This window comes from Sessilibacter sp. MAH1 (assembly GCF_054658315.1).
Genome location: NZ_BAAGIC010000001.1, coordinates 327180 through 342617 on the forward strand (window position 1 = coordinate 327180; position 15438 = coordinate 342617).

Consider the following 15438-nt stretch of genomic DNA (forward strand, 5'->3'; position numbering starts at 1 on the left):
ATATGTTTCTTATTCAATAAAAAGCAACTTATGTATTTACGGTTATGAATTCGATACTTCATCAAATCAAACAGCGGCGATTAGAGCTAAATCTTAAGCAAAACGACATGATGCTGCGCGTAGGTGTATCTCGCCAGCAGTATCAGCGCCTAGAATCTAAGGGAAATCCGAGATTAGATACCTTAGAGCTAATTGCGAAGGGCCTAGATAGCGAACTCATGCTCATACCAAAAGAAAAGCTAAACGCTGTTATTGAGCTGCTCGAACAAAAAAGCTACGAACCCGATAAAGAACCCGCACTACAAGCGAACCAGCCCGAAAGCCCGGAGAAAAAACAACGGCTTTCCGATGATCCATGGCAAGATTTGTTAGGGGACGAATCATGAGCGGTGACCGCGCTGAGGAAATCAAGGTACTTAAATTGAGCCTGCACGGAAGGCTGGTTGGCCATTTAGTGGGTTTTAAAAGTGGCAGAAATATTCTGAACTTTGCGGACGAATTTAAGCACGATCCAAACCGCCCAACTTTTAGCTTAATTACTCATCCTACTTTCCCGCACGCTAAAAAAATAATGACAGAGCAGTGGGCGAGAAATCAAAAGCTGCATCCCGTCTTATCTAATTTGTTACCAGAGGGATCTTTAAGAGAACTGATAGCTCAAGAGCTTAAAGTTCACATCGATAATGAATTTCATATTCTCTCTTATTTAGGCGCAGACCTGCCGGGTGCTTTAATTGTCGAACCTGTTGAACCAAACGATGTTCCAGAGAGCATTTTGAATATTCACGGTAAAGTTCTTCCTATAAAATTCGATAGAATTTCACCGGAAAATAAATTTTCGTTAGCCGGTGTTCAAATGAAATTCTCCATGAAAGAACAGGATGGACGCTACAATCTTACTAAAAGTAATATGTTGGGCGATTGGATTGTAAAAACACCTTCTACCAAGCATAAAGATGTGCCGCTTAATGAATACACTGCAATGAAACTCGCAGAATTGGTGGGTGTAGACATTCCAGAAATTAAACTGGTTGAGCTGAATAAACTCGATAACCTACCACAGATAAACTTACCGAATGAAAAACTCGCTTTCGCGATTAAACGATTTGATCGCGAAAATAATACTCGTATTCACATGGAGGATTTTGCCCAAGTATTGGTTAAATACCCTCACGAAAAATATTACGCAGCAAACTACGAACAAATAGGGCGTATTATTTATGAATATTCTGGTAATGGTTTGGCAGATGCACAGCAATTTGCTCGACGATTACTCGTAAACATTTTGTTGGCTAATGGCGATGCACACTTAAAAAATTGGAGTTTAATTTATAGTGATAAAATCACCCCAAGACTTTCACCCGCATACGATATTCTTACCACAAACGTATACATCAATAACGAACAAAACCTTGCGCTTAATTTAGGAAAAACCAAAGACTGGTATAACGTCTCTCTTACGCATTTTCAATCATGGGCCGAGCACGCCAATATTCCTTGGCGAGCAATTAAACCACATTTAAATGATGTTGTAGAAAAAGCCCGAAACCTATGGCAAGACGCAATCAAAGACCTTCCCATAAATGAAACACACAAACAAAAACTCAAAGAGCACTGGAGCCACCTGCACGAGGATTTTAGAATAAAATTTCATATAGGAAGTTAATTCAAATTTGGGGCTATGAGTATTTATTTGACTCATCCGTGGCTCTCCTTTGCGAACAATCGGCACCTTTGGTGAATTCAAGACGTGTGAGCATTAAAAACAACGGCTTTCGGCCAATAAAAACCCCACCATCGTGCGATGGCAGGGTTTGTTTATTGGTGGCGTATGCGGCTTATAGCAAAACCAGCTTACGAGGGTGGTGCAGGCCGGTGCGGAGTGCTGCGGGTAGAGGCAACACCTCAATGGCTCACACGTTTTTGTCCGAAGTGCGAATCTGCTGATACACCGCCCGCATCAAATGGCTGGCGGCGATATTCCGAAATGCCTCGTCGTTCATCAGGCGTACAAAAATCTCCTCGTTGCCGTCCATGCGCTCAATAAACAGGTTTTCAAGTTGCTTGTTAAATACCGGCTCAAAGTTTTCCATGCTGTTGGCCATCACAGCTTGGCGCAATTGCTCATTTGCCACGGCGGTTTCGCGCACCTGATCAAAAAACAATTGGTCAGCAGGAGTAAACTCAGTACCGAAGCGTTCGTTTAATTTATCCACTAATGTCGAGAGCTGCACTTCTTCGTCGGCTTGGCCTGTACCCACTTCAGTGGGGCCGTAAAGCGCTTCGGGTTCACCCACCTTTAAATCAATCGCGCCTTCGCTGATTTTCTGCAGGCGGTAGTATTTCAGCTCCACTTCATCATCTACTTGCACGGTGCGGTTATCCGGATTGCGTGGCAACTTGGTGAGCAGAAAACGCGCATAGGTGTAGAGCTTTTCGTGGTCAGAGTCTTGATACGGAATAATCTGCGAAACAAAACCATACAGATTTCTGAAACTCACCAACTGGCTTTTGAATAACGCCTGACCTTCTTCGGCCAGTTCTTTGTAGCGCTCGATTGCTAGATCAAGAATGCCGTTCAGTTTTTTGTGCTCACCACCGGTGGGGTTTAAGCGATTGCGGAACCAGATTTCACACCAGGCACTGATTTCCGACTCGGTAAATACTTTCCATCCAGCCAGTGTATGCGCCAATGTATTGAGCTGTTGTGGGTCGGTGTCTTCACCTTTATCGGTAGTTTCGTAATAGGGCTTAAAAGCGGTGTAGATATCTTCCGGCTCATTGACGAAATCGAGCACAAAGGTATCGGTTTTTCCGCGTGTGGTACGGTTTAAGCGTGACAGGGTTTGAACCGCCTGAATGCCCGACAGGCGTTTGTCTACATACATACTGTGCAGTAGTGGCTGATCAAAACCGGTTTGATATTTCTCGGCCACTAATAACACCTGATACTCCTCGGTGTTGAATTTCTCCGGCAGTTCTGATTCTTTAATGCCGTTATTCATAGTCACTTCGGTGAATTTTTTGTCGGCATATTCTTTTAGCGTAATTTCACCGGAGAAGGCCACCAGCGATTTCACATCGGTATAGCCTTTGTCTTTGATGTATTTATCAAAGCCCAGTTTGTAGCGCACCGCGTGTTCGCGCGAGCCGGTGACCACCATGGCTTTGGCGCGACCACCGATTTTATGGCGGGTATGGGTGCGAAAATGCTCCACAATCACTTCCACCTTTTGCGCGATCTCATAATCGTGAAACTCAACAAAGCGTGCCAGTGCGCGAGCTGCTTTACGGCGCGGCACTTCCGGGTCGGCTTCTACTTTTTGAATCAGCTTGTAATAGCGCTTGTAGCAGGTGTAGTGCGCCAAAACATCGTGAATAAAGCCTTCTTCAATGGCCTGACGCATGCTGTAGTGATGGAACGGTGGCTTACCTGTTTTTGGATTTGGCTCATTAAATACCGCCAGGGTTTTAAATTTGGGTGTGGCGGTAAAGGCAAAAAAGCTGAGGTTGGGTTGCTTGGCGCGCTTAAGTTGCTCGCGCAGTAATTCTTTTTTGGCTTCCTCACTCAGTGCGTCGTCATCTATATCCAGCAGTTGCTCTGCAATGGCCGATTCAATGCCGTCTTTATTCAAAATTTTGCGCAGCTCCATTGCGGTTTCACCGCTTTGCGAGCTGTGGGCTTCGTCCACAATCACTGCAAAACGCTTGCCTTCGGTAGAGATCGCCACGCCCTTGCCGTTAGCTTCCATGGTACGAATGGCCTGGGTAATAAACGGGAATTTCTGAATGGTGGAAATAATAATCGGCACGCCATCGGCCAGCGCCTTGGCCAGCTGCTGGGTGTTTTCGTCGATTTTCTGCACCACGCCCAGCTTGTGTTCAAACTGGAAGATGGTGTCTTGCAATTGCTGGTCGAGCACGCGCCGGTCGGTGATGACCACTACCGAATGAAATATCTTCTCATCAAAGGCATCGTGCAAGCTGCTTAAGCGGTGCGCCAGCCAGGCAATGGAGTTGGATTTACCGGAACCTGCCGAATGCTGAATCAGGTAATTATGGCCAGAGCCATTGGCTTGGGCATGGCTTGTGAGCGCGCGCACCGCATCCAGCTGGTGGTAACGGGGGAAAATCATCGTTTCTTTGCGGTGGCGCTTGATGCCTTTTTCGGTAACGACGGTTTTTTCTTCGATATCGAGGTGGATAAACCGCGCCAGAATATCCATCAGGCTGTCGCGGGTGAGCGCTTCTCGCCACAAATAGCCAGTGCGCACATCACCGGCTGCCGGTGGGTTACCGGCACCATGGTTATGCCCAAGGTTAAAGGGCAAAAAGAAGGTATCTTTGCCTTCCAGTTTGGTGGTCATGTATACCTGCTCGGTATCCACGGCAAAGTGCACCAGACAGCGCTGTTTAAAGGCAAACAGCAGCTCCTTAGGGTCGCGCTCAAAGCGGTATTGCGCCTTGGCGTGCTCCACATTCCAGCGCGTGGCCGACATCGGGTTTTTCAGCTCCAGGGTCGCCACCGGCAGGCCGTTCACCGCCAGCACCACATCGGGAATGGCTCCGCTTTTCGTATTCACCTGCCGAATAATGGTCAGGCGGTTATCGGCAAAGCGCTCGGTACTGGCCGGGTCCAGCCCGGTATTGGGGGCAAAATAGGCGAGGCGCACGGTTTTACCCACGCATTTAAAGCCCTCGCGCAAAATGGCCAGCGAACCCTTTACCGCCAGCTCCTTCACCAGACTATCAATCAGCATGGCCGGGGCTTTGGCGGCATCCAGCCCCGTGAGCCGTGTCCAGATTTTGGGCTGGGTTTGTTGCACAAAGGCCACAATATCGGCGGGGAACAGCGCTGTTTCCGGGTCATAGGCTTTTGGGTTGCCCTTTTTATAGCCGCCGAGGCTGATCAAAGCTTGTTCAATGTCGTTTTCAAAGTCGCTTTCTATGTGCATGGTCATTCTTCCGTTGATTCTTGGCGGCTGGATTTAGTACAGTGCGCCCCATGCGGATTGGGGGTGCCCGGTCGCCCGCTGTAGGTCAGATAGCAGCGGATCAAGCTAGCCTCGGTGTGTGTCATCGGGGCTTTTTGTTTTTTGGTGCTTGTGTTTTTTCCAGCTTCTTCTGGCTGCTTTTTACCTGAGCGATGCTCTGTTCCGGCGTTGGCAGGGCTTCGGGCATGGTGCCGCCTAATTCGGCAATGGTCTGGCGCACCTTCTTGCCCACCTCAAAATGGGTTTGATTGGCCTGCTGCTTGCCGCTGACCTGATCGCGTTTGAGCTTTTCTTCGGCTTGGGTGGCGCGGAACAAGTTCGCTGCCAGCTCAGTGCTGCCCATATGGTCGAGGATTTTTTGGCTCTTTTTTAAACCTTTGCGGGCGTGAATGTCTTTTGCGCCCAGCCCTCCATACAAGCCCTTATAACCGTGATCCTGAAATATGGCGTAATCCAGCGGGGTTTCTACACCGGCATCTTTGGCCGCTGCCGCTAGGTATTTATTGTGCTCGGCCAGTTCATTGCGAATGGCGATGCGTTTTTCATCTTCGCTCAGTTGTGCAAATTTGGCACTGTCTTCCAGCTCTTGTCGGCGGGTTTGCAGGGCAAAATAGGTTTGGCCGTTGGCGATGACTGCCTTTGATGGATCGCCATTTTGCACAATCAGGTAGCAGGCATAGCGTGACAAGCGCACATCCTCGACCTGCCTCTTGGCCCCGGAGCCGATATCGACCATAGTGAGGAACTCCTCCATATGGTCGGCCACCTTCTGGCCACTGTTGGTACAGGCTTCCCGCGCCTTATCCATCACCGGTAAAAAGTGGCGGTATTGCGAGTATTCCAGCACCTTGGCTAATTGCCTTGCTGACCAGAATTCATTTCCAGCCTCATCGGTTTGGCGGATGCCTTCAAAAGTGGCGTGGTGCTGGCTTGAAATAGGTGATTTAGGCATGGGTATTTTCCTTCCGTGGAGTAGTAGTGGTGACATCAAAACCGCGCACATTGATGAAGGGCAGGATATCCCAAATGCCGCGGGCGCAGGGATGCGCAGGAGCGGCCTTACCCGTGACGGTTGACTCGCTCATGCCGCCTCCCAGTCACGCACATCAATCTTGCCTGTGACGGCGTTGGTGATTAGAGCGGAACGGTATTCACTCAGTGCTGTAATAACACTCGATACCTTGTCGATTTGAGTGTTAACCGATGCGGTTAGTTTTGATATTTCCTCGATGATCGCATCTTGCTCAATAACGGGGGGCAGTGGAATTACGGTATTTCTCATGTAATCCATTTCGATGCTTTCGACAGTGCAGCCTTGTTTGCTCCAAATTGGTAAAAGTCCGTTTTGCAGCCCGTTGATCAACCAGTGTAAAAATCCTGGGCGTAGTTTCTCATCTGTAACCAGCGCCTTCATGTCTTGGTTGAGAGAGACTTCAACAGTGTTTCTGGCCACCGGAATGGTGTGCCGCAAAATCCCAGACCTGACAACGATCAATACTGAATCTACAGGCACTATTTTCGTCGCACTTTCTGCAACGCCAATCTCGGTCAAGTAATCTTCGGTTGTAGCGATAAAGTCCAGCTTCATGTCTTTAGGAGATACCCAAGGAATATCGCCATTCCAATATTCGGGCTTGCCAGTATTCGGTGTTCCGCCGCCAAATATCGAGACAGTAAACTTCAGCCGCTTCGCATCCCAATGCTCCGGAATTTCCCCCAGCCATTCCACCCCCGAATCTTTCATCGGCACGGTGGGATCAAGCCCCTTGGTGACGGTGTGGCTGATCAGGGCGGTGCGCTTTTCAGCGAGTTTGTCGAGCAGGGCTTTTTTCTTGGCGATCAGCGCATCGATTTGTGCGGTTTTGAAATCGAGGAAACGGGCGATGGTTTGTTGTTCTTCTATAGGAGGAAGCGCAATTTCGAAATCGCCTAATGTTTGTGTTGTTAACTGGTTAATAGTTGATGTTAAAAAACGACCTGACTGAAAATTGAATAACGACGAGTTTAAAACGTAATACAGAAATGAGGCATACTCTGAACGAAGCACTGTCATGAATGCGCCGAATGCCTGTCCTTCTACTTCTTCAGTTAGCAATGCACACTTACCAATTAGGGCTCTACTTCCGTTTCGTGAGCATATAAGGATGTCATTTTTTCTAGTTACGATTTTCTTGGGAATGTCTCTATTTACATAGACACGATCAGCTAAATCCAATTTTCCATTTTGAATGTTAGATGACCTCAGGACTAGTGACCCTTCATCGCGAACAACGTCATCTGGCGAGTAAGTAAGCCCTAAAATCAGATCGCCCAGAAACTTAACCCTTGTCGTTTTCCAAGTCGTAGGTATATCACCAAGCCATTCAAGGCACGAAGGCTTGTAGCTAGAGTAGGTACTGTAAGAACCCATCAAACCACCTCACCCAGCATAGCCACAATCTCTTTTTCCAGCTGGCTGATTTCACCGGCAATCACATCCAATGGGCGTGGTGGCTGGTACACATAAAAATGCCGCGTTAGCGGAATTTCGTAACCCACTTTGGTTTTGCTGTGGTCTATCCAGGCATCCGGCACATGGGGCAGCACTTCGGCTTTGAGGTAATCCTCGCAGTGATCTTTCACCAAGGCCAATAACTGATCGTGGCCGGTTTCGTTATCAAAACCCAGCGGCAACGGTAGGGCGATATTGGCGGGTAGGCTGACAATTTCGGTATCGCGTAGCTCGCTATCGGCTTCCGGGTTGCCTTTGGCATCGGTACAAATATCGGCAGTTTTATCACGCTCGCTGAGTGCGGCTAAAATCGCTTTTTTCACCGGTGCGCCGAGTTTGAGTTCCGCTTTTTTTAGGGCCTTATTTAAAAGGTTTTCAAATTGGGTTCGGTTTTTATACAGGGTTTCGCCATTCATCTGTTCGAGCAGGGTTTTAATCGCTGCTTGCAGCGCCTCACCGGCTGCCACTTCGGCCGCATAGGCGGCTTCGTTTTTGCGCTTTTTGCTGGTGGCTAAATTGCTAAAGGCTTTTTGCTCATCCAGCTTGGCAATGCGCTCGGCACTCACCTGAAAGTTCAAGCGCAGCGGCCGCTCGACAGTGATTTTTAAAAAGCCGAAATCCTGGTTATCAAACAGTTTGCTGCACACGCGGGCCTCACTTTTGCCATCCACTAATACCTGGCTTTGGGCATCGTGTTCGTATTCGGCATACAGGCGCACCAGTTCTTTAATGTGATCGTCTGACAGTTCATTGCGTTTATTGCCCAGGCTTTTATCCATTTTTTTGAAATGGCGGGTGCCGTCGATGAGTTGCACTTTACCTTGTCGGTGGGCGGGCTTTTTGTTGGTGACGATCCACACATAGGTGTATATGCCAGTGTTGTAGAACATCTGATCGGGTAGCGCGACGATGGCATCGAGCATATCGCGTTCGATAATCCAGCGGCGAATATTGGATTCGCCGGAACCGGCATCGCCAGTAAACAGTGGCGAGCCGTTAAAGACGATGGCGATTTTGGAGCCATCACCACCTTCATTTTTATCGTTAACCATCTTCGGCGGCTGGTGCATTTTGGCGATCATATGCTGTAAAAACAGCAGCGAGCCGTCGTTAATGCGCGGCAGGCCAGCGCCAAAACGGCCGTTAAAGCCGAGGTTGTTGTATTCCTCACGCACAAAGTCTTCTTCGGGTTTCCACTCCACGCCAAAGGGCGGGTTGGCCAGCATGTAATGGAATTTTTTATCCGGGTGGCCGTCATGTGCAACAAAGCCGTTGGTTTTGTTTTTGGCGTCTTTAATGCCGAGAGTATCGCCGTAAATCAGGTTGTTAATGGGTTCGTCTTTTATCAACAAGTCAGCGCAGCAAATGGCGTAAGACTCAGGGTTGTACTCCTGGCCGAAGAGTTCGATATGGGCATCGGGGTTTAAGCCTGCACTGATGCCATCGCCACAAATAAATTTTTCCGATTCAGACAGCATACCGCCAGTACCTGCCGTTGGGTCGTACACGCTGCGGTAAATGCCTTTCTCGTAAATGCCGTCTTCACCGGTAAACAGCAGTTGCACCATCAGGCGGATGACTTCACGCGGGGTGAAGTGATCCCCGGCTTCTTCGTTGGCCTGCTCGTTAAATTTGCGCACCAGCTCTTCAAACAAGTAACCCATTTGCAAGTTGCTGAGGCTGTTGGGCGAAAGGTCGATAGTGGGTGAGCAGAATTCTTTAATGATCAAAAATAATCGGTTGGCTTCGTCAAGCTTGGCGATTTCGGTTTCGAATTCAAACTTGTCAAAAATATCGCGGGCGCGCGGCGAGAAGCCCTGAATGTAGGCAATCAGGTTGCCGGCGATATTGGGTGCATCACCCAACAGTTTTTCAAAGGTAAAACCGCTGGTGTTGAACAGCTCCTGCTTGCGGTCATTGGCGGCTATACGCGACAGAGCTTTTTCCAACGCGGGGCCGGTGATGCCTTTATCTTCCAAGCGTTTTTTTTCATCCAGCACTTTTTGCTTGTTTTCGGCCAGTACCAGATCGAAGCGACGTAATACGATTAAGGGCAGCATCACCCGGCGGTATTGGGGTGGGCGATAAGGGCCGCGCAGTTTGTTGGCGATGTTCCAGATAAACCCGACCAGGTTTTGGTGTGGTGCGTTTTGCATTCGATAATCCTAATCATTTATTCAATCGTGTTGCTGTTGTTGGTTACATCGTCATCCGCGCCACCTGCCCGCACCCATTCATCCACTTCCGACAGCTGAAACTTCCACAGCCGGCCGATTTTATGAGCGGGCAGACCTTTGCGTTCGCGCCAGCGGTAGACGGTATCTTTGGCGATGCCCAGGTGTTGGGCTACGTCGAGGGCAGTGACCCAGGGTTCGGTGGTCATATTGGTATGCACCCGATTAAAATACTAAAGTCGTTTAAAATTGTTGTCAGCCTACCCAATTGCGCACTAAATGATTATGCCAAATTTAGGAGTGTTCTGCGTGCTTTGCTAAAGGCATGGATCTAAAATGTGGTAAAGAGTGGCAATAGTTCCCTAAGTTGTACCAAAGTGCTTTCACTTACTTTGGTGAACTCCAGATATTCGAGATCAAGGCATTTGAGCATTAAAAACACCGACTTTCAGGCAATAAAAAACCCTACCATCTTGCGATGGCAGGGTTATTTATTTGGTGGAGGCGGCGGGATTTGAACCCGCGTCCGCCAGCGCGCCGCTTTAAGCTCTACATGTTTAGGTCCGTTTATTGATTTAGCACCAAGCGGCCCAACGGGCAGGGCGAGTGATGCGATCTTGGTAATTATTTAACAGCGCCGCCCCAAGCATGCTTTGCTGCGATCCCATTCTATATGACAGTTACTAACGCGATACGGGCATCTTGTTAGCAACCGCTAGCGGCCGTGGCGGCTAGAAGGTACATCAATTAGGCTGCAATTAAGCAGCTAGTTGAGCACCGTAGTTGTCATCGTTTGCAACTATTAATGTACAGCTTTGGATTAAGGTGATTGGCTGTCATCACCACATGCACTCAAAGTTTTGTCACCGTCGTCGAATCCTAATCGCCCCCGAATTCGGGTAATCAGGGCTTGGATGGCTCCAAACTTAGTATTGCTCCACCGAGCAAGGGCGAAATACTAACTGAGAAACTGAGTATTGCCAAGGGACGTGTGTTTATTGGTGGGGGTTTTAATCTTTTTATCGTACTGCTTTTTGTCCTTCACAAAAAAGAAGGTAAATGAATAATGATGATTAAATTGTAGAGGAAACTCTGATTAACCTAGAGTTTCTCGCGACACAAGGATGTGTCGTCAATTTCAAGAACTGTAAGTGATTGAAATTGTGAAGAAATTGGAAATCGCATTTTCAATTTCTGTCCTCTGATTAAATCATGGATGAGTTAATCAGAGGCTCCTAGAATTAAAGCGTTAGTTTGCAGGTTTAAACTAAAAGCAGACGCACGAGAACTGATTGTGAATATTCAGACGCGTTTTTTAAAATTATTGCATGCAATAATTTTTCGCGCGCAGATTTTAAATTAATGTATCTGTTTAACGTTGTCGTGTTTCTTTAAAAAATCAGAAACAAAATTTAAAATCGAAGAAACGCATTCACTCAAAAAAGCCTCCGCCTGATTAACAGGCCGTTTGCAGCAGGGATGCTGCAAGCGAGCCTACAGGGACATATTTACGGCGTGTCTGTTAATGAGGTGGGCTCTTTAGGTGATTTGCTAAAATAAGAAATAATTTGTGTGTAACTGAAAAAAATAATTTTTTAAAGGGTAAAAATGCCGGAATTATTAATCGATAAGGTTGTTCATAAAAAATCTCATATTCTTGAGATTATGTTTAATGATGGTCATATACAGATTATCGATTTCGCACCTTTTATTTTTTCTAATGGCCACCCAGATTACGAAAAATACAAATCCGAGGCTCGTTTTTTAGGCTATCAATTAATTGACGGTAATCTTAATTGGGATGATTACACCATGATTTTTCCTATAGAAGATTTATATTCAGGTAGGTTGTATCACACCTTGAATACTGCCACTTAGGGGTAATACACGCCAATGTAGGGGGCCGCGTATTTCGGTTACTACGGGCCGTGTATATTGGGTTTTTGCATACGGAAAGAATTTTAACCAGTCTAACCAGCGTGTCATTTGTGTTGAGCAATAACTTTTGGTGTATCGATCGGCGTAATATCCACTTCGGTTTTTTTCCTAGATTTTTTCTCTTCAAATAACGGCCAAGCAAGTTCACCAAAGGTTTCGGTAACAGACATATCATCACCGGTGGCTTTTACCTTATCCCACTCTGTCTGTGTCTTCGGCCCAACCTGCAAACGCATGGAATTGATAATCGAGTCGGTCAATGCCAACATGGGTTTAGCTCTTAACTCATCCCTGTATATTTCAATACTGCCAAAGCTAAACGTAATGCACACAAATTGGTCGGTTGATACGGGGAAAATAACGAGGCGGTCAACCTCGGGATTGTCTCGACTGCCGTTATGAATCTGGTGTATATCGCATGCTACACCTTGAATACTGCCACTTAGGGGGAATACCCGCCAATGTAAGGGGCCACGATAAACGGGCTTTTTACCCGAACGACGATAGCCATAGATGTCATCTAGATAATTCGCTATGGCTGACTCGAATACTCGGGGATGAAACAAACTGCTTTCTTTAAAGAGAGAGCCTTTATGCGCAGTAAGTATTACACCGTAGGCACTCAAACGAGTCTCCATTCCCGTGAACCAAGCCCCCACAAAATACCAAGTATTGCGGTAAAACGGTATCACACTCCACTGGTAACGACGAGCATCGAGACGGTAGTTGGGTTCTGTTCTGAAAGGTGCACAGAGGTCTTCTCTACCTCTGGGGTGCATGGCATCAACAGAGCGGCCACAGCCATCAAAACCTAATACTGGGTTTGCTCGTGGCGCATGAAAATAAAACACCGAATCGCCAAAGCACCATTTGTTTTGGCGTGGTTTTGAAAAATACGGGCCGCGTATTTCTGTGACTACCGGCCGTGTATATTGGGCTTTCGCAAATGGAAAGAATTTTAACCGGTCTAACCAGTGCGTCATTTGTGTTGGTTTATAACCTTGGATATTTCGATTGGAGTATCGTTGGGCGTAATATCCACCTCGGGTTTTTTCCTAGATTTTTTCTCTTCGAATAACGGCCAAGCAAGTTCACCAAAGGTGTTCGCAATAGACATATCATCACAGGTCGCCTTTACCTTATCCCACTCTGCCTGCGTCTTCGGCCCAACCTGCAAACGCATGGAATTGATAATTGAATCAGTCAAATCCAACATAGGTTTGGCTCTTAGCTCATCATGATAAATATCAACCCCTCCTAGATTAAAAGTAATACGCACAAACTGATGGGTTGAGACTGGAAAAAATACTAAACGTCGTAAGTCGGGATTGTCTCGACTGCCGTTATGAATCTGGTGTATATCGCACACCACCCCTTGGATACTGTCGCTTAAGGGTAATACACGCCAATGTAAGGGGCCGCGATAATGAGGTCTTTTACCGGATCGATCGTAGCCATAAAGATCATCCAAGTAATTGGCTATAGCGGATTCAAATACTCGGGGATGAAACAACTTGGTTTCTTTAAAGAGAGAGCCTTTATGCGCAGTAAGTATTACAGCGGAGGCACCTAAACGGGCTTTTTCGCCCACAAACCAAGCGCCGACAAAGTACCAAGTATTGCGGTAAAATGCCGTGTCATGCCACTGGTAGCGGCGAGCATCGGGACGGTAGTTGGGTACTATTCTAGGAGGTGCGCAGAGATCCCTACCTCTTGGATGTTTGGCATTTACACTGGAACCGTACCCGTCAATGCTAAGTATTGGGTTTGCCCAAGGGGCATTAAAATAAAAAACGGAATCCCCAAAAAACCATTTGTTCTGCCGCGGTTTTGAAAAATATGGCCCCTGTATTTCTAAATGTTCTCTCCGCTTGGGGTATACAGCTGCATAGGGGAAAAACTTTAACCAGTCCCACATAAAGTTACCGCCGTAGATTTCTTTCTTTAAACTTACTGTAGGCAAATTGAATACCGCCCACCGCACCCGTGACCAAACCCGCCGCGCCAATTACCCCGGTGGGCATACCGGATAAGGCCGTGCCTGCCACCAAAACGCCCGCACCGGCGAGGGTATTAAAGGCCATGCCGCCGTTGCCAGTACTTTTTAATAGGTCGCGGTAATTATAGGGGTCATCTTTTCGCTTAACCCGCTTTAAATTGCCCTTGAATGCGCTTAAGCTAGCGCGAATATGGCTGTTGCTGTTAAACAGGTTTTTATCCGGGATCATCTTTAATTTTATAATAGCATCGTAGGCCGGCCGCGGGTTAGAGGTGGCCCAGCACATTTTTACAATATGCTTTTGGTCCTTAAACGAAACATCCTTGGCGGCGAGGGCCATTAAGGCTTGGGTTAAGACCACAGAACCACCGCGTTCAGAGGTCCATTCAATGTCTTTTTTATTTTTAGATTGCTCCATAGTATCGGCCAATAATCCAGCAAAACCGTAGGTTTGATTAACTTTTGCTGGGTTATAATTGCGCATGCCATTCAGTTTGTCACCCAAGGGTGAATAGAGTAGATCAAAATCACATTTTAAGGAGGAGTTACCACCAAATATATCATCTAAGCGCTCAAGTGCTTCCTCCGCGGCTTTTCGAGGACTCTCGTAGTTCGTACTAGAGATCACCACCTGCCTGCCGTCTTTAGACAAAATTCGCCCATTGTTTCTAAATTTGACTTCAATCTCTGTCTCTCCCTTTTTTACAACGCTATACACACCGGGTTTCTGTAGATTCCCCTTAGCAATACTCTCGTATTCGCTACTCAGTGTTAAGTCGGTAATAACCAGCATTTTGTCGGAGCGTTTTTCTACAGTAGCGGCAATGCCGGGCACAAATACCACAACCTTGTGGAAGCTGTTGGCTTTAAAATCAATTACGTTGGGAATAAATACGTTGTGTTTACCGGTTAACCCGGTCGCTAACGCATTAAGCTGTTTGATGGCCATCAACGGATAGTAGTAGCCGCGATTAGCCGCTTTCATTAAAACTTTGGCGTGCTCTTGAACATTGGGCGCAAAAACCACGTCTTTGCCAATACCGGGAGTATTGAGTTGTAGATATTGCCCTCGGGGTATTAACTTCATGCGAAAATCCCTTTAGTAAAAGTTTGATGAGGAACAGATTTATAAAATAATTAAGCGTGCTTATAGAATGAAAAATGAAATAAAACCTTTGCAACCAGAAGCGGAATTTGCGCGATTTTAATTTTTATAGAATTTTAAAACGTGACTTATTTCTCACCACACAGTGTTAATATTTATTTTACAAAATTGGTTAAAACCAAAGTGTTAGAAAATTACTAAAGCATTCCAAAAGCCGAATTTAACCCATCTAAAAGCCATTTTAAAATCCAACAACCAACCTAAAAAACATCCATCAAAAAAACAGACATAAAAATCACTTTTAGAGTAATTAGATAATTGCAAAAGAAAATGTCTTTTTCTAATTTAAATAGTGAGTTCGTTTTTTAGAAGAATCTCAGGCTGAGGTATTTTATTGCCTAATAATTTTTTGATTAATTTAACGTGTTCTCTAAATTAAAGTGTTTTCTAAAAATGTGTTGCTAGAGATTTAACTGAATGTGAGTATTTTTAATAACATTGTTTGTGTTTTTTTGTGATGTGTAAGTTTTGTCATTTTTTACGGCTAAAAATCCCAAAAGTAGTAATTAATGGTAAATGATTTATTGTGACCTATTCTCGTGGTTAGGAATCTTATAGGTGCCTCTGATTAACTCATCCATGATTTAATCTGACAACAAAAATTTAAAATGCGATTTTCAATTTATTAACAATTTAAATCAGTTACCGTTGTTGATATTGGCTACAAATGCTCAGGC

General features: G+C 46.2%; 12 protein-coding genes and 1 other RNA gene. 3 read left to right on the forward strand and 10 right to left on the reverse strand.

Annotation, left to right across the window (positions count from 1 at the left end; genetic code table 11):
• The first annotated feature begins 44 nt into the window (after positions 1 to 44).
• Together ACYQ28_RS01345 and ACYQ28_RS01350 are read left to right on the forward strand one after the other, a co-directional pair.
• Positions 45 to 386, forward strand: a complete 342-nt coding sequence (locus ACYQ28_RS01345) for a helix-turn-helix domain-containing protein (RefSeq protein ID WP_460047515.1) — start codon at positions 45 to 47, stop codon at positions 384 to 386.
• Positions 383 to 1666 carry a type II toxin-antitoxin system HipA family toxin gene (locus ACYQ28_RS01350; RefSeq protein ID WP_460047516.1) on the forward strand — a complete coding sequence of 428 codons (1284 nt, stop codon included), beginning with the start codon at positions 383 to 385 and terminating at the stop codon, positions 1664 to 1666. Before ACYQ28_RS01345 ends, ACYQ28_RS01350 begins: the two co-directional genes overlap by 4 nt.
• Positions 1667 to 1913: 247 nt before the next feature.
• Here the strand turns inward: ACYQ28_RS01350 and ACYQ28_RS01355 are convergent, their stop codons facing one another.
• From ACYQ28_RS01355 to ssrA, 7 genes are all read right to left on the reverse strand, one after another.
• On the reverse strand, positions 1914 to 4955 hold the full coding sequence (locus ACYQ28_RS01355; RefSeq protein WP_460047517.1) for a type I restriction endonuclease subunit R: 3042 nt from the start codon (positions 4953 to 4955) through the stop codon (positions 1914 to 1916).
• Between the two features lie 121 nt (positions 4956 to 5076).
• On the reverse strand, positions 5077 to 5946 hold the full coding sequence (dinD, locus tag ACYQ28_RS01360) for a DNA damage-inducible protein D (protein ID WP_460047518.1): 870 nt from the start codon (positions 5944 to 5946) through the stop codon (positions 5077 to 5079).
• Complete coding sequence (locus ACYQ28_RS01365) at positions 5939 to 6079, reverse strand: hypothetical protein (RefSeq protein ID WP_460047519.1); 141 nt, start codon at positions 6077 to 6079, stop codon at positions 5939 to 5941. Before ACYQ28_RS01365 ends, dinD begins: the two co-directional genes overlap by 8 nt.
• Positions 6076 to 7404 carry a restriction endonuclease subunit S gene (locus tag ACYQ28_RS01370; protein ID WP_460047521.1) on the reverse strand — a complete coding sequence of 443 codons (1329 nt, stop codon included), beginning with the start codon at positions 7402 to 7404 and terminating at the stop codon, positions 6076 to 6078. The genes ACYQ28_RS01365 and ACYQ28_RS01370 overlap by 4 nt, the downstream gene beginning before the upstream one ends.
• On the reverse strand, positions 7404 to 9641 hold the full coding sequence (locus ACYQ28_RS01375) for a type I restriction-modification system subunit M (RefSeq protein WP_460047523.1): 2238 nt from the start codon (positions 9639 to 9641) through the stop codon (positions 7404 to 7406). Before ACYQ28_RS01375 ends, ACYQ28_RS01370 begins: the two co-directional genes overlap by 1 nt.
• Before the next feature lie 17 nt (positions 9642 to 9658).
• Positions 9659 to 9868 carry a helix-turn-helix domain-containing protein gene (locus ACYQ28_RS01380; RefSeq protein ID WP_460047525.1) on the reverse strand — a complete coding sequence of 70 codons (210 nt, stop codon included), beginning with the start codon at positions 9866 to 9868 and terminating at the stop codon, positions 9659 to 9661.
• Between the two features lie 287 nt (positions 9869 to 10155).
• Positions 10156 to 10550, reverse strand: a transfer-messenger RNA (tmRNA) gene (gene ssrA / locus ACYQ28_RS01385).
• 717 nt (positions 10551 to 11267) lie between these two features.
• On the opposite strand from ssrA, the gene ACYQ28_RS01390 reads away from it, so the two are divergent.
• A complete protein-coding gene (locus tag ACYQ28_RS01390) occupies positions 11268 to 11537 on the forward strand; it encodes a hypothetical protein (protein ID WP_460047527.1) in 270 nt (89 codons plus the stop codon).
• Positions 11538 to 11641: 104 nt separating this feature from the next.
• On the opposite strand, the gene ACYQ28_RS01395 is transcribed toward ACYQ28_RS01390, so the two are convergent.
• From ACYQ28_RS01395 to ACYQ28_RS01405, 3 genes are read right to left on the reverse strand one after another with little or no spacing between them, the layout of a single operon-like run.
• Complete coding sequence (locus ACYQ28_RS01395; protein ID WP_460047529.1) at positions 11642 to 12580, reverse strand: hypothetical protein; 939 nt, start codon at positions 12578 to 12580, stop codon at positions 11642 to 11644.
• A complete protein-coding gene (locus ACYQ28_RS01400) occupies positions 12577 to 13560 on the reverse strand; it encodes a hypothetical protein (protein WP_460047531.1) in 984 nt (327 codons plus the stop codon). The genes ACYQ28_RS01395 and ACYQ28_RS01400 overlap by 4 nt, the downstream gene beginning before the upstream one ends.
• Positions 13520 to 14683, reverse strand: coding sequence for a hypothetical protein (locus ACYQ28_RS01405; RefSeq protein WP_460047533.1), 1164 nt, complete (start codon positions 14681 to 14683; stop codon positions 13520 to 13522). Before ACYQ28_RS01405 ends, ACYQ28_RS01400 begins: the two co-directional genes overlap by 41 nt.
• Positions 14684 to 15438: the final 755 nt, after the last annotated feature.

Coding starts and splice junctions, on each gene's coding strand:
- ACYQ28_RS01405 (WP_460047533.1), bottom strand. CDS start 14,683: ATGAAGTTAATACCCCGAGGGCAATATCTACAACTCAATACTCCCGGT.
- ACYQ28_RS01350 (WP_460047516.1), top strand. CDS start 383: ATGAGCGGTGACCGCGCTGAGGAAATCAAGGTACTTAAATTGAGCCTG.
- ACYQ28_RS01345 (WP_460047515.1), top strand. CDS start 45: ATGAATTCGATACTTCATCAAATCAAACAGCGGCGATTAGAGCTAAAT.
- ACYQ28_RS01380 (WP_460047525.1), bottom strand. CDS start 9,868: ATGACCACCGAACCCTGGGTCACTGCCCTCGACGTAGCCCAACACCTG.
- ACYQ28_RS01395 (WP_460047529.1), bottom strand. CDS start 12,580: ATGACGCACTGGTTAGACCGGTTAAAATTCTTTCCATTTGCGAAAGCC.
- ACYQ28_RS01375 (WP_460047523.1), bottom strand. CDS start 9,641: ATGCAAAACGCACCACACCAAAACCTGGTCGGGTTTATCTGGAACATC.
- ACYQ28_RS01390 (WP_460047527.1), top strand. CDS start 11,268: ATGCCGGAATTATTAATCGATAAGGTTGTTCATAAAAAATCTCATATT.
- dinD (WP_460047518.1), bottom strand. CDS start 5,946: ATGCCTAAATCACCTATTTCAAGCCAGCACCACGCCACTTTTGAAGGC.
- ACYQ28_RS01365 (WP_460047519.1), bottom strand. CDS start 6,079: ATGAGCGAGTCAACCGTCACGGGTAAGGCCGCTCCTGCGCATCCCTGC.
- ACYQ28_RS01370 (WP_460047521.1), bottom strand. CDS start 7,404: ATGGGTTCTTACAGTACCTACTCTAGCTACAAGCCTTCGTGCCTTGAA.
- ACYQ28_RS01355 (WP_460047517.1), bottom strand. CDS start 4,955: ATGCACATAGAAAGCGACTTTGAAAACGACATTGAACAAGCTTTGATC.